We start from the raw sequence: 13,455 nt of genomic DNA, 5'->3' as shown, positions 1-13,455 counted from the left end.
ACGTAAAAACCCGCTTCGGCGGGTTTTTTATGTCTTTAAAGTAGCAGCGGCAGCGTCGCACTGGCGGTTTGCTGACTCACATCGCTGTACTTTTCATCCAGCGCGATAAGCGATGTGGTGAGCAATTCAACTAATAACATTACGCCCACTTTGGCATTGAGCGCCCCAGCACTCAGGGGCCCTTCGGGTTTGGCTGCAACCAGTTGGATATCACTCAGTGAAGCCAGCGGACTGCGCGGCGTGTTGCTCAGCGCCAGTACGGGGACGCCATGCTTACGCGCAAGTTTAACGACATGAAGCAGATCGCGAGTGGAGCCTGAACTGGAAATTGCCACCACCAGCGAGTTTTTGGAAAGCGTAGTGGCATTCATGGCGGCACGATGCATGTCGCTGAACAGTTGTGCGGGCTTGCCCAGACGTAACAGTTTGTAATGCAGATATTCCCCCAGAATCGCACTGGCCGCCACGCCATAAATCTGTACCGACTGGGCCTGGTGCAGCGCGAGGGCGGCAGCTTCGAGTAATGTCCTGTCGAGTAATTTTGCGGTGTCCTGCAAGGCCTGTACGGATTCATTGACCACATTGTCAATCTCATCGCCGCCGTGTTCGATCGGCTGTCCGTGCTGGAGATCAAGCGCCAGCGCCATCTTAAATTCGTTATAGCCCTTACATCCTAGCGTGCGGCACAGACGCGTGACGCTGGCCTCGCTGGTGTCGCTTTCGCGCGCCAGTTCGGTAATCGTTAGATAGACAACTTTTGCCGGATCGCTCAGCACAAACTCACCCAGCTTCTGCTGTGTACGGCTGTATCCGTCTACGCCCTGGCGCAGTCTCAGCAGCAGGTTTTCATTTTCAGGCATGCAAAATCCTTAATACGTTTCTCTGGCGATAGTGTGGCGGAAAGCGGGGGAGAGATGCCAGTCATTTCAAAAAAGTATGATCGACTTCCAGAATTTTGATGATAATTTTCATTTATAAAATTATTTATGGTAAAAATTTTCATCAATTGTCAGGGGAATGAAAAAATGATGAATATGTTTAGCGGCGCGTCGTCAGGGGCGTGGTTTGAAAAGGCACAGCGGTTTGGCAAATCGTTTATGCTGCCAATTGCGATATTACCCGCTGCGGGGCTGTTACTGGGTATTGGTGGTGCATTATCAAACCCCAATACGTTGACGGCCTACCCGTTTTTAGATGTTGACTGGTTGCAGGCTATCTTCACTATCATGACCAGCGCGGGATCCATTGTGTTCGCCAACTTGTCGGTGCTTTTTGCGGTGGGTGTAGCAGTGGGTCTGGCGAAGACGGATAAAGGCACTGCGGGGCTTGCCGCGCTGCTGGCGTTTCTGGTGATGAATGCCACTATCAACGCTTTGCTGATCCTGAACGGGACGCTGGCGCATGAGAACCCAGGTGCTGTTGGTCAGGGAATGACGCTGGGTATCCAGACGCTGGAAACGGGTGTGTTTGGTGGTGTGGTGATAGGCCTTGTTACCTGCGCGCTGCACAGTCGCTTTAATAAAGTCTCGCTACCGCAGTTTCTGGGTTTCTTTAGCGGCTCGCGCTTTGTTCCGATCATTAGCTCGCTTGCGGCGATTGCAGTCGGTGCCGCAATGACGGTGGTCTGGCCCCATTTCCAGAAACTCATATTTGGACTGGGTGGCCTTGTTGATGCAACGGGTTATCTGGGAACTCTGTTGTACGGTTTTATCCTGCGTATGCTTGGTCCACTGGGTCTGCATCATATCTTTTATCTGCCATTCTGGACGACGGCACTCGGTGGCAGTGAAATCGTTAACGGCCAATTAGTGGAAGGTACACAACGTATTTTCTTCGCTCAGCTTGCCGATCCGAACACTCAGCAGTTCTATGTGGGTACCTCGCGCTTTATGTCCGGGCGCTTCATTACCATGATGTTCGGTCTGCTTGGGGCATGTCTGGCGATGTACCACACGGCGAAGTCAGAGAACAAAAAAGTTGTCGCGGGTCTGCTGCTGTCTGCTGCGCTGACTTCCTTCCTGACCGGCATCACTGAGCCTATTGAGTTCTCCTTCCTGTTCGTGGCACCCGTGTTATATGTCATTCACGCCTTCTTCGATGGCCTGGCATTTATGATTGCCCATATTTTACATATCACCATCGGGCAAACCTTCTCGGGAGGACTGATCGATTTCATCCTCTTTGGCGTATTGCAGGGCGAAGCGAAAACCAACTGGATGTACGTGCCTATGGTGGGCGTGCCGTGGTTCTTCCTGTACTACTTCACCTTCCGCTATTTGATCAACCGCTTTGGCTGGATGACGCCGGGTCGTGAGAACGCAACGTTAGTAGAAAATGCGTTGCCTCAAAGCGAACGTGCCGCAGCAGTGGTTGCCGGACTGGGGGGCAAAGAGAATCTGGAAGAGGTGGATTGTTGCGCCACGCGACTACGCGTGACGGTGAAAGATGGCAGCAAGGTTGATGAAGCCGCACTGAAAGCAACCGGGGCGCGTGGCGTGATTATTCGTGGCAATGGTGTTCAGGTGATTTATGGCCCGCACGTCACCATTATCAAAAATGAAGTTGAAGAGATTTTATCGTAATGAAAACTGTACTGGATACGCTGAAAGGTAAGTTAATTGTCTCCTGTCAGGCGCTGGAAAATGAGCCTCTGCACAGCCCGTTTATCATGTCACGGATGGCATTGGCGGCAGCACAGGGAGGGGCTGTCGGTATCCGTGCGAACAGCGTTGTGGACATTCGCGCCATTAAAGAAAGCGTCGCACTGCCGATCATTGGGATCATCAAACGTGATTATCCGGGTAGCGACGTGTTTATCACCGCCACTATGAAGGAAGTGGATGAGTTAATGACCGTTGAGCCGGAAATTATTGCCCTTGATGCGACTGCGCGCCCACGTCCCGGTGGGCAAACGCTGGACGCGTTGGTTATGCAGATTCGCGCGCGCTACCCATCTGTGCTGTTGATGGCGGACATCGCCAGCGTAGACGAAGCCGTCACCGCAGAACGACTGGGTTTTGACTGCGTGGGTACGACGCTTTATGGCTACACGGCAGAGACGCGTGGGCATGTGCTCGCGGATAACGACTGTGGTTTTTTACGTGAGGTACTGGCTGCAGTCAGCCTGCCGGTAGTGGCAGAGGGGAATGTCGACACCCCTGAACGGGCTGCACACTGTCTGGCATTAGGCGCGCATACCGTAGTGGTAGGGGGCGCAATCACCCGTCCGCAACAAATAACGGCACGCTTTGTCACGGCGATCGCCTCGTAAAGCAACGATCGGGCATGATACTTTGGCGGGGATCTGCGATAATTATCGTTTATCCCCACATTGAGAAGACTATGCAGTACCCGATTAATGAGATGTTCCAGACCCTGCAAGGTGAGGGTTATTTTACCGGCGTCCCCGCCATTTTTATTCGTTTACAGGGATGCCCGGTTGGCTGTGCCTGGTGCGATACCAAACACACCTGGGATAAGCTTGAGGATCGGGAAGTCTCGCTTTACAGCATCCTGGCCAAGACTAAAGAGAGCGATAAATGGGGCGCGGCGAGCGGCGAAGATCTGCTGGCTGTGATTCAGCGTCAGGGCTATACCGCCCGCCATGTGGTGATCACCGGTGGTGAACCCTGCATTCACGACCTGATGCCGCTGACCGACTTGCTGGAAAAGAATGGCTTTAGCTGCCAGATTGAAACCAGTGGCACGCATGAAGTCCGCTGTACGCCGAACACCTGGGTGACTGTCTCTCCCAAGGTGAATATGCGCGGCGGCTATGACGTGTTATCTCAGGCGCTGGAACGCGCCAATGAAATCAAGCACCCGGTGGGGCGTGTTCGCGACATTGAAGCACTGGATGAACTGCTGGCGACGTTGACCGATGATAAGCCGCGCATCATTGCTTTACAGCCGATCAGTCAGAAGGATGATGCCACGCGCCTGTGTATTGATACCTGCATTGCGCGTAACTGGCGTCTGTCGATGCAAACGCATAAATATCTGAATATTGCCTGATAAATTTTGCCGGGTGCGCTTCGCTTGCCCGGCCTACGCTTGTAGATACGTGTAGGCCGTATAAGGCGCTCCGCCATCCGGCAATGACTCTGAATCACTCGCCGCGATAGACGCAGCCCGCCGTGCAGGTCTCTTTTACCATCACCGCGCTCAGCAGCGGAACCAGCGGTTTCATCTCATCCCAGATCCACTTCGCCAGTACTTCACTGGTCGGATTCTCAAGACCCGGAATATCATTCAAATAGTAGTGATCAAGGCGATTGTACGTCGGCTTAAATGCCGCTTTTAACTCGGAAAAGTCCATAATCCAACCGGTATGGGGATCGACTTCACCCGTAATTTCAAGACGCACCATAAATGAGTGACCATGCAGACGGCCACATTTGTGCCCTTCTGGTACGTGCGGCAGGTGGTGAGCGGCTTCGAAGGTGAAATCTTTAAACAGGGTGGTGGACATTATCTACTCTCAAGAATGCAAAAAACCGCCGTAGGGTACCTTATAATACGAATTTTATCATTAGTTAAACGGGCGCTGGGTATCCTGATAGTGCATTTGCGCAATCAATATCAAATAACTATTTATATATCATATGGTTATTAAATCTGTTTTGCCGTTAATAACTATAGCTAAAACAGGTTAGTCCATTTGGTTATTTGTTATTTCTATCCCTTCTTTAATTGTTACTATTCTCGCCGTTAACCTTATCTTCAGTTTGGGTTTTATTGCTTAAATCCGCTTTGCTTACTGGAACATGACAACGCATGACGACACAGGCCCCACTTTCCGCTTTGCTTCCGCTAAACCCGGAACAGCTGGCACGCCTTCAGGCGGCCACGACCGATCTCTCGCCCGCGCAGCTTGCGTGGGTTTCTGGCTATTTCTGGGGCGTGCTGAATCAGCAGCCGGGCGCTAATGCGGTTATTCCTGCACCTGCTGCCGAAATGCCGGGGATCACGCTCATCTCCGCCTCGCAGACCGGTAATGCGCGCCGTGTGGCGGAAGCCCTGCGTGACGATCTTATTGCCGCGAAGCTCAATGTCACCCTGATCAATGCCGGCGACTATAAATTTAAAAATATTGCCAACGAGAAATTGCTGGTCGTGGTGGCCTCGACGCAGGGAGAGGGTGAGCCGGCGGAAGAAGCGGTGGCGTTGCATAAATTCCTGTTCTCTAAAAAAGCGCCGAAACTTGAAAATACCGCCTTCGCCGTGTTTGGCCTTGGCGATACCTCTTATGAGTTTTTCTGCCAGTCTGGCAAAAACTTCGACAGCAAACTGGCGGAGCTTGGCGGTGAACGCTTGCTGGATCGTGTAGATGCAGATGTTGAATATCAACCGGCAGCTGCGCAGTGGCGCGCCCGTCTGGTTGATGTGTTGAAGGCACGAGCGCCTGCTGCACCTTCTGTACAGGCCGCTGCGAGCGGTGCGATTAACGAGGTGCATACCAGTCCGTACACTAAAGAAGCGCCGCTTAGCGCGTCGCTTTCCGTGAATCAGAAAATCACCGGTCGAGACTCCGAAAAAGACGTGCGTCATATCGAAATCGATCTGGGCGATTCCGGCCTGCGCTATCAGCCCGGCGACGCCCTCGGCGTGTGGTATCAAAACGATCCGGCGCTGGTCAAAGAGATTGTTGAACTGCTGTGGCTGAAAGGCGACGAGCCGGTCACGGTTGATGGCAAATTGCTACCGCTTACCGACGCGCTGCAGTGGCACTTCGAACTGACGGTTAACACAGCCAATATTGTAGAAAATTACGCCACCTTAACGCGCAGTGAAACGTTGCTGCCGCTGGTGGGCGATAAAGCGCAGTTGCAACACTATGCCGCCACCACGCCTATCGTCGACATGCTGCGCTTTTCTCCGGCGCAGCTGGACGCGGAAGCGTTAATCGGTCTGCTGCGTCCGTTGACCCCGCGCCTGTACTCAATAGCCTCCTCACAGGCGGAAGTCGAAAGCGAAGTACACGTGACCGTCGGTGCCGTGCGGTTTGACGTCGAAGGCCGTGCGCGTGCTGGCGGAGCCTCGAGCTTCCTCGCCGACCGCGTTGGCGAAGAAGGAGAAGTACGTGTGTTCATTGAACATAACGACAACTTCCGTCTGCCAGCCAATCCTGAAACACCGGTCATTATGATTGGGCCGGGGACGGGAATTGCACCGTTCCGCGCCTTTATGCAGCAGCGTGCTGCCGATGAAGCGACGGGTAAAAACTGGCTGTTCTTTGGCAATCCGCACTTTACCGAAGATTTTCTCTACCAGGTGGAGTGGCAGCGCTACGTCAAAGAGGGCGTACTTACCCGGATCGATCTCGCCTGGTCACGCGACCAAAAAGAAAAAGTCTACGTACAAGATAAACTGCGCCAACAAGGTGCGGAACTGTGGCGCTGGATTAATGACGGGGCGCACATTTATGTCTGCGGCGACGCCAATCGCATGGCGAAAGACGTTGAGCAGGCTTTGCTGGAAGTGATTGCCGAATTCGGTGCGATGGATACCGAAGCGGCGGATGAATTTTTAAGTGAGCTGCGCGTTGAGCGCCGTTATCAGCGAGATGTCTACTAATGAGTGAAAAACATCCAGGGCCACTGGTGGTCGAAGGTAAGCTGTCCGACGCTGAACGTATGAAGCTGGAAAGCAACTATCTGCGCGGCACCATTGCGGAAGATTTAAATGACGGCCTCACCGGCGGTTTTAAAGGTGATAACTTTCTGCTGATCCGTTTTCACGGTATGTACCAGCAGGATGACCGCGATATTCGCGCCGAGCGCGCCGAGCAGAAGCTGGAGCCACGTCATGCAATGCTGCTGCGCTGCCGTCTGCCGGGTGGGGTCATCACCACTAAACAATGGCAGGCGATCGATAAGTTTGCTCATGACAACACGATTTACGGCAGCATCCGTCTGACCAACCGTCAGACCTTTCAGTTTCACGGCATTCTGAAGAAGAACGTCAAGCCGGTGCATCAGATGCTCAACTCGGTCGGACTGGACGCGCTGGCGACCGCCAACGACATGAACCGTAACGTGTTGTGTACCTCCAACCCGTACGAGTCCGAGTTACACGCGGAAGCCTACGAGTGGGCGAAGAAAATCTCTGAACACCTGTTGCCGCGCACCCGGGCGTATGCAGAGATTTGGCTGGATCAGAAAAAAGTCGCCACCACCGATGAAGAGCCGATCCTCGGTCAAACTTATCTGCCGCGTAAGTTCAAAACGACGGTGGTTATTCCGCCGCAGAACGATATCGATCTGCATGCCAACGACATGAACTTCGTCGCGGTGGCAGAAAACGGCAAACTGGTGGGGTTCAACCTGCTGGTTGGCGGTGGGCTGTCTATTGAGCACGGTAACAAGAAAACCTACGCGCGTACCGCCAGTGAATTTGGCTATTTGCCGCTGGAGCACACGCTGGCCGTTGCGGAAGCAGTGGTGACTACCCAGCGCGACTGGGGTAATCGTACCGACCGTAAAAACGCCAAAACCAAATACACGCTGGAGCGCGTCGGCGTTGAGACCTTTAAGGCAGAAGTGGAACGCCGGGCGGGCATCAAATTTGAATCGATTCGCCCGTATGAGTTTACCGGTCGCGGCGATCGTATCGGCTGGGTGAAGGGCATCGACAAAAAATGGCACCTGACGCTGTTTATTGAGAATGGCCGTATTCTGGATTATCCGGGACGTCCGCTGAAAACCGGGTTACTGGAGATAGCAAAGATCCACAAAGGCGAGTTCCGTATTACCGCCAACCAGAACCTGATCATTGCCGGTGTGCCGGAAAGCGAGAAGGCGAAGATCGAGAAGATTGCGCAGCAGAGCGGCTTAATGAATGCCGTGACTCCGCAGCGTGAAAACTCGATGGCCTGCGTCTCGTTCCCGACCTGTCCGCTGGCGATGGCGGAAGCAGAGCGCTTCCTGCCGACGTTTATCGACAGCATTGACGCTCTGATGGCGAAATACGCGTTGAGCGACGAAAACATTGTGCTGCGCGTGACGGGCTGCCCGAACGGTTGTGGTCGTGCCATGCTGGCAGAAGTCGGCCTGGTCGGGAAAGCGCCGGGACGTTACAACCTGCACCTGGGGGGTAACCGTATCGGGACGCGTATTCCACGGATGTTCAAAGAGAACATCACCGAGACAGAAATTCTGGCCTTGCTGGATGAACTGATTGGGCGCTGGGCAAAAGAGCGTGAAGTGGGTGAAGGCTTCGGCGATTTTACGGTGCGTGCGGGCATTATTCGCCCGGTGCTCGATCCCGCCCGGGATTTCTGGGAATAACCTGAATTGCCGGATGGCGGCATAAATGCCTTATCCGGCCTACCGACTGCGTAGGCCGGATAAGCGCAGCACCATCAGGCATAGGATGAGGTAATCATGTCCGTACTCGATCTACACGCATTAAACGACCTACCAAAAGTTGAGCGCGTCATGGCGCTGGCGGAAACCAACAGCCAGCTGGAAAAACTGAGCGCGCAGGATCGTGTGGCGTGGGCGCTGGAGAATCTGCCCGGCGACTACGTGCTCTCTTCAAGCTTTGGTATTCAGGCGGCGGTTAGCCTGCACCTGGTGAATCAGATTCGCCCGGATATCCCGGTGATCCTTACCGATACCGGCTATTTGTTCCCGGAAACCTACCAGTTTATTGACGAGTTAACGGACACGCTCAAACTCAATCTGCAGGTTTACCGGGCAAAAGAGAGTGCCGCCTGGCAGGAAGCGCGCTATGGCAAACTGTGGGAACAGGGCGTTGAAGGCATTGAGAAATACAATGACATCAACAAAGTCGAGCCGATGAACCGGGCGCTGCAAGAACTCAATGCGCAAACCTGGTTTGCCGGCCTGCGTCGTGAGCAATCCGGCAGTCGTGCCCATTTGCCGGTACTGGCTATCCAGCGTGGCGTGTTCAAACTGCTGCCGATCATCGACTGGGACAACCGCACGGTGTACCAGTACCTGCAACAACACGGGCTGAAGTATCATCCGCTGTGGGAGCAAGGCTATCTGTCGGTAGGCGATACCCACACCACCCGTAAATGGGAACCGGGCATGGCGGAAGAAGATACGCGCTTCTTCGGACTGAAGCGGGAGTGCGGATTGCACGAAGGGTAATCGGTAACATGCCCGGTAAGCATCTGCATGCTACCGGGCAGGATACGGGTGAATTAGCCCGCCTTTGCCAGCTCTTTGACCAGTGGCAGCATAATGCGTACCACGTCGCGACTGCGGTGCTCAATACGGCCGGGTAACGCTTTATCAATATGCTGCTGGTTATCAAGTCGAACGTCGTGCCAGCTGTTGCCTGCAGGGAATGAGGCGGTTTTGGCTCGCTGCTGATAGCCGTCTTTGTTACCCAGATTCCAGTTGGTGGCTTCGACGGAGAGCACGGCAATCCCCGCTTTGTCGAACACCTCCGCATCGTTACAACATCCAGTGCCTTTCGGGTAGTTCTTGTTCAGACCGGGATTAGTGCTGGCGGAGATACCGCGACTGCGTGCAATAGCCAGCGCCCGGTCGCGCGTGAGCTTACGAACCGCTTCAGGTGTTTTTTGCCCGCTGTTGAAATAGAGCTTATCGCCGACGATCAGGTTATCGAGATTAATCACCAGCAGCGTATTTTTCTTCTCGGCGGCGCTCATGCGTTTGAGTACGTTCTCTGCGCCGAGCTTGCCTTCTTCTTCTCCGCTGGTGGCGATAAAGCGAATGCCGTACTCGGTCGGGACATTCTTGAGTTTTTCTGCCAGTTCCAGCATCACGCCGAGACCCGCCGCGTTATCGTCAATCCCTTGCAGCGTTAATCCACCGAGATTAGCATCGGAGTCGGCATCGCTTTGCGGCGCGTAGGTATCAAGGTGCGCCATAATAATAATCTGCTGCGGTGCCTTACCTTCATGTGCTGCAATTACCGTGCTACCCGTTACGTTATGCCAGTTTTTATGGTTATTTTTGGCGGTATACACATAGCGGCTATTAAACGTCCGAATATCACTGCTGTATCCCATCTGCTGAAACTGCTGACGTAAATAATCGGCAGACAACATTTCTGCAGGCGAGCCCGTCACGCGGCCAGGAAAAAACGTTGCAATATGGCGGGCCTGGAAGTTGGCGATATCTCCGGGCTTCGAAGAGGTTGCCTGTGCGGGAAGGATAAAGCACACGCCGAGCGCCAGGGCAGCAGGAAAGTGGCGCAATGCGGAAAACATAGTGAGTCCTTAAATACCAAGCATAAATTTTTACCCGCTAGTATGAAACCGTGATCGGGGTAAAACAATTTCATTTGCTCCTAAATGCCCGAAATCCGGCGGCTTAAGCACTTTTTGATATTTGCTTTTCCAGATCGTTATTCCTTTGAGGAACTACTCATTCCAATTCGTAATTTCATTCGTTCTCTTGCCCTCCCTATAGTCGAGTTATCTGAGCATCGTTAGAACAATAACGGCATTACATAGGAACGGTTATGGATCAAAAACGACTTACCCACCTGCGGCAACTGGAAGCGGAAAGCATCCATATTATTCGTGAGGTGGCCGCCGAGTTTTCTAATCCGGTGATGATGTATTCCATCGGCAAAGACTCCAGCGTAATGCTGCATCTGGCGCGCAAAGCGTTTTATCCCGGCACGCTGCCGTTCCCGTTGCTACATGTGGACACCGGCTGGAAATTCAGCGAGATGTATGAATTCCGTGACCGTACAGCCAAGGCTTACGGCTGCGAGTTGTTGGTGCATAAAAACCCGGAAGGGGTGGCGATGGGGATTAACCCGTTTGTCCACGGCAGCGCCAAGCATACCGACATCATGAAAACCGAAGGGCTGAAGCAGGCGCTGAACAAATACGGCTTTGACGCCGCGTTCGGTGGTGCCCGCCGCGATGAAGAGAAATCGCGTGCCAAAGAGCGAATTTATTCCTTCCGCGATCGTTTTCATCGCTGGGACCCGAAAAACCAGCGTCCGGAACTGTGGCACAACTACAACGGGCAGATTAACAAAGGCGAAAGCATTCGCGTGTTCCCGCTTTCGAACTGGACTGAACAGGATATCTGGCAGTACATCTGGTTGGAAAATATCGACATTGTACCGCTGTACCTGGCCGCGGAGCGCCCGGTGCTGGAACGTGATGGCATGCTGATGATGATCGATGACGACAGGATCGATCTGCAACCCGGTGAGGTTATCAAAAAACGCATGGTGCGTTTCCGCACGCTTGGCTGCTGGCCGCTTACCGGCGCCGTGGAGTCAAACGCGCAGACGCTGCCGGAAATTATCGAAGAAATGCTGGTCTCAACCACCAGTGAACGTCAGGGCCGCGTGATTGACCGCGACCAGGCGGGCTCCATGGAGCTGAAGAAACGTCAGGGGTATTTCTAAGGAGCCGCCATGAACACGACACTTGCACAACAAATTGCTAATGAAGGCGGCGTTGAAGCCTGGATGGTTGCCCAGCAACACAAAAGCCTGCTGCGCTTTTTAACCTGCGGCAGCGTGGATGACGGGAAAAGCACGCTGATTGGCCGCCTGCTGCACGACACGCGCCAGATTTACGAAGATCAGCTCTCAACGCTGCATAACGACAGCAAACGTCATGGTACCCAGGGTGAGAAACTGGATCTGGCGCTGCTGGTTGACGGGTTACAGGCCGAGCGTGAGCAGGGGATCACCATCGACGTGGCCTACCGCTATTTCTCCACGGAGAAACGCAAATTTATTATCGCCGATACGCCAGGGCATGAGCAGTACACCCGGAACATGGCCACCGGTGCATCCACATGCGATCTGGCGATCCTGCTGATTGATGCACGTAAAGGTGTGCTGGACCAGACTCGCCGCCACAGTTTTATCTCCACGCTGCTGGGGATCAAACATCTGGTGGTGGCGATCAATAAAATGGATCTGGTGAGCTTCAGCGAAGAAACATTTACCCGCATTCGCGAAGATTATCTGACCTTTGCCGAACAGTTGCCGGGCAATCTGGATATTCGCTTTGTGCCGCTTTCTGCGCTGGAAGGCGACAACGTGGCCTCCCAGAGTAAAAACATGCCATGGTATAGCGGCCCGACGCTGCTGGAGGTACTGGAAACGGTAGAGATCCAGCGTGCTGTTGAGGCCCAACCGATGCGTTTCCCGGTACAGTATGTGAATCGCCCGAACCTGGATTTTCGTGGTTATGCCGGAACTCTTGCCTCCGGTCGCGTAACGGTAGGCCAGCGAATCAAAGTGCTACCGTCTGGCGTTGAATCAAGCGTCGCGCGGATCGTCACCTTTGACGGCGACCTCCAGGAAGCGCATGCGGGCGAAGCGATTACTCTGGTACTGAAAGATGAAATCGACATCAGCCGTGGCGACCTGTTGCTGGATGCTCGCGAAGTCTTGCCTGCGGTACAGCATGCTGCCGTTGACGTGGTATGGATGGCGGAACAACCGCTGTCGGAAGGTCAGAGCTATGACATCAAAGTCGCGGGCAAAAAGACGCGTGCCCGCGTAGATAACGTGCAGTATCAGGTTGATATCAATAACCTGACTCAGCGTGAGGTCGACGCGTTGCCGCTGAATGGTATTGGCCTGGTTAATTTGACGTTTGATGAACCGCTGGTACTGGACACCTATCAGCATAACCCGGTGACGGGCGGCCTGATTATTATTGACCGCCTGACCAACGTCACCGTGGGTGCGGGACTGATCCGCGAACCCATCGAGCAGCAACAGGCCACGACATCCCCGTTCAGCGCGTTTGAACTGGAACTGAATGCACTGGTACGTCGTCACTTCCCGCACTGGAATGCACGCGACTTGCTGGGAGGAAAGTAATGGCGCAGCATGACGAAAACGTCGTCTGGCATGCCCATCCCGTTACGCCGCAACAGCGAGAGCAACGCCACGGTCACCGTGGTGTTGTGCTGTGGTTTACCGGGCTCTCCGGCTCGGGTAAATCGACGGTGGCAGGGGCGCTGGAAGAAGCACTATACAATCTGGGCGTCAGTACCTATCTGCTGGATGGCGACAACGTGCGCCATGGCCTGTGCAGCGATCTGGGTTTTAGCGACGCCGATCGCAAAGAGAACATCCGGCGGGTGGGGGAAGTCGCTAGCCTGATGGTGGATGCCGGGCTGGTGGTGCTGACGGCATTTATCTCCCCGCATCGCGCTGAGCGGCAAATGGTCCGCGAGCGCGTCGGCGAGGGGCGTTTTATCGAGGTGTTTGTCGATACGCCGCTGGTGACATGCGAAGCCCGCGATCCGAAAGGGCTGTATAAAAAAGCGCGAGCGGGTGAACTGCGCAATTTCACCGGAATTGACGCGGTGTACGAAGCGCCTGAATCGCCAGAGATTCACCTTGATGGTGAACAATTGGTAACAAATTTGGTTCCTCAATTATTAGACCTGCTGAGGCAGCAAGATATTATCAGATCCTGAGACATCCCCGAGCTTATCGGCTCGGTCAGTCAAGGTCACA

At 54.0% G+C, this 13,455-nt stretch carries 12 protein-coding genes; 9 read left to right on the top strand and 3 right to left on the bottom strand.

Annotation, left to right across the window (positions count from 1 at the left end; genetic code table 11):
* Positions 1 to 35: 35 nt before the first annotated feature.
* Entirely contained in the window at positions 36 to 860 is an 825-nt protein-coding gene (locus tag FDW88_RS19060) for a MurR/RpiR family transcriptional regulator (protein ID WP_137363161.1), read from the bottom strand.
* 165 nt (positions 861 to 1,025) lie between these two features.
* Here FDW88_RS19060 and FDW88_RS19055 point away from each other — a divergent pair, with 165 nt between their 5' ends.
* From FDW88_RS19055 to queE, 3 genes are all read left to right on the top strand, one after another.
* On the top strand, positions 1,026 to 2,582 hold the full coding sequence (locus tag FDW88_RS19055) for a PTS transporter subunit EIIC (RefSeq protein ID WP_117343232.1): 1,557 nt from the start codon (positions 1,026 to 1,028) through the stop codon (positions 2,580 to 2,582).
* The gene (locus FDW88_RS19050) at positions 2,582 to 3,271 is read left to right on the top strand and encodes an N-acetylmannosamine-6-phosphate 2-epimerase (protein WP_135911489.1); all 690 of its coding nucleotides are present in this window, start codon (positions 2,582 to 2,584) and stop codon (positions 3,269 to 3,271) included. Before FDW88_RS19055 ends, FDW88_RS19050 begins: the two co-directional genes overlap by 1 nt.
* 71 nt (positions 3,272 to 3,342) lie before the next feature.
* Positions 3,343 to 4,014, top strand: a complete 672-nt coding sequence (gene queE, locus FDW88_RS19045) for a 7-carboxy-7-deazaguanine synthase QueE (RefSeq protein ID WP_115257603.1) — start codon at positions 3,343 to 3,345, stop codon at positions 4,012 to 4,014.
* Between the two features lie 94 nt (positions 4,015 to 4,108).
* Here the strand turns inward: queE and queD are convergent, their stop codons facing one another.
* Positions 4,109 to 4,471 carry a 6-carboxytetrahydropterin synthase QueD gene (gene queD, locus FDW88_RS19040; RefSeq protein WP_096755909.1) on the bottom strand — a complete coding sequence of 121 codons (363 nt, stop codon included), beginning with the start codon at positions 4,469 to 4,471 and terminating at the stop codon, positions 4,109 to 4,111.
* A gap of 305 nt (positions 4,472 to 4,776) precedes the next feature.
* Between queD and cysJ the strand changes: the two genes are divergently transcribed.
* The 3 genes from cysJ to cysH all read left to right on the top strand — a co-directional run bounded on the left by cysJ (position 4,777) and on the right by cysH (position 9,119).
* Positions 4,777 to 6,576, top strand: a complete 1,800-nt coding sequence (gene cysJ, locus FDW88_RS19035) for an NADPH-dependent assimilatory sulfite reductase flavoprotein subunit (RefSeq protein ID WP_115257606.1) — start codon at positions 4,777 to 4,779, stop codon at positions 6,574 to 6,576.
* A complete protein-coding gene (gene cysI, locus FDW88_RS19030; protein ID WP_137363160.1) occupies positions 6,576 to 8,288 on the top strand; it encodes an assimilatory sulfite reductase (NADPH) hemoprotein subunit in 1,713 nt (570 codons plus the stop codon). Before cysJ ends, cysI begins: the two co-directional genes overlap by 1 nt.
* A 96-nt stretch (positions 8,289 to 8,384) precedes the next feature.
* The gene (cysH, locus tag FDW88_RS19025) at positions 8,385 to 9,119 is read left to right on the top strand and encodes a phosphoadenosine phosphosulfate reductase (protein ID WP_137363159.1); all 735 of its coding nucleotides are present in this window, start codon (positions 8,385 to 8,387) and stop codon (positions 9,117 to 9,119) included.
* Between the two features lie 53 nt (positions 9,120 to 9,172).
* Here the strand turns inward: cysH and FDW88_RS19020 are convergent, their stop codons facing one another.
* Positions 9,173 to 10,210 (bottom strand): aminopeptidase, encoded by a 1,038-nt coding sequence (locus tag FDW88_RS19020; protein ID WP_096755914.1) that lies wholly within the window; start codon positions 10,208 to 10,210, stop codon positions 9,173 to 9,175.
* A 254-nt stretch (positions 10,211 to 10,464) separates the two neighbouring features.
* On the opposite strand from FDW88_RS19020, the gene cysD reads away from it, so the two are divergent.
* Genes cysD through cysC form a run of 3 tightly spaced genes read left to right on the top strand, consistent with a single transcriptional unit; the run spans position 10,465 to position 13,415 of the window.
* Positions 10,465 to 11,373: a sulfate adenylyltransferase subunit CysD gene (gene cysD / locus FDW88_RS19015; protein WP_003034152.1), complete on the top strand. Its 909-nt coding sequence runs from the start codon at positions 10,465 to 10,467 to the stop codon at positions 11,371 to 11,373.
* Positions 11,374 to 11,382: 9 nt separating this feature from the next.
* The gene (cysN, locus tag FDW88_RS19010; RefSeq protein WP_115257609.1) at positions 11,383 to 12,810 is read left to right on the top strand and encodes a sulfate adenylyltransferase subunit CysN; all 1,428 of its coding nucleotides are present in this window, start codon (positions 11,383 to 11,385) and stop codon (positions 12,808 to 12,810) included.
* Positions 12,810 to 13,415: an adenylyl-sulfate kinase gene (cysC, locus tag FDW88_RS19005; protein ID WP_137363158.1), complete on the top strand. Its 606-nt coding sequence runs from the start codon at positions 12,810 to 12,812 to the stop codon at positions 13,413 to 13,415. Before cysN ends, cysC begins: the two co-directional genes overlap by 1 nt.
* Positions 13,416 to 13,455: the final 40 nt, after the last annotated feature.

Source organism: Citrobacter sp. wls829 (assembly GCF_005280825.1).
Lineage (GTDB): Bacteria > Pseudomonadota > Gammaproteobacteria > Enterobacterales > Enterobacteriaceae > Citrobacter > Citrobacter gillenii.
The sequence above is the reverse complement of the archived record's forward strand: the minus strand, read 5'-3'. Positions and strand labels throughout refer to the sequence as shown.

Coding starts and splice junctions, on each gene's coding strand:
- FDW88_RS19020 (WP_096755914.1), bottom strand. CDS start 10,210: ATGTTTTCCGCATTGCGCCACTTTCCTGCTGCCCTGGCGCTCGGCGTG.
- cysN (WP_115257609.1), top strand. CDS start 11,383: ATGAACACGACACTTGCACAACAAATTGCTAATGAAGGCGGCGTTGAA.
- queE (WP_115257603.1), top strand. CDS start 3,343: ATGCAGTACCCGATTAATGAGATGTTCCAGACCCTGCAAGGTGAGGGT.
- cysI (WP_137363160.1), top strand. CDS start 6,576: ATGAGTGAAAAACATCCAGGGCCACTGGTGGTCGAAGGTAAGCTGTCC.
- cysJ (WP_115257606.1), top strand. CDS start 4,777: ATGACGACACAGGCCCCACTTTCCGCTTTGCTTCCGCTAAACCCGGAA.
- FDW88_RS19055 (WP_117343232.1), top strand. CDS start 1,026: ATGATGAATATGTTTAGCGGCGCGTCGTCAGGGGCGTGGTTTGAAAAG.
- FDW88_RS19060 (WP_137363161.1), bottom strand. CDS start 860: ATGCCTGAAAATGAAAACCTGCTGCTGAGACTGCGCCAGGGCGTAGAC.
- cysH (WP_137363159.1), top strand. CDS start 8,385: ATGTCCGTACTCGATCTACACGCATTAAACGACCTACCAAAAGTTGAG.
- cysD (WP_003034152.1), top strand. CDS start 10,465: ATGGATCAAAAACGACTTACCCACCTGCGGCAACTGGAAGCGGAAAGC.
- queD (WP_096755909.1), bottom strand. CDS start 4,471: ATGTCCACCACCCTGTTTAAAGATTTCACCTTCGAAGCCGCTCACCAC.
- cysC (WP_137363158.1), top strand. CDS start 12,810: ATGGCGCAGCATGACGAAAACGTCGTCTGGCATGCCCATCCCGTTACG.
- FDW88_RS19050 (WP_135911489.1), top strand. CDS start 2,582: ATGAAAACTGTACTGGATACGCTGAAAGGTAAGTTAATTGTCTCCTGT.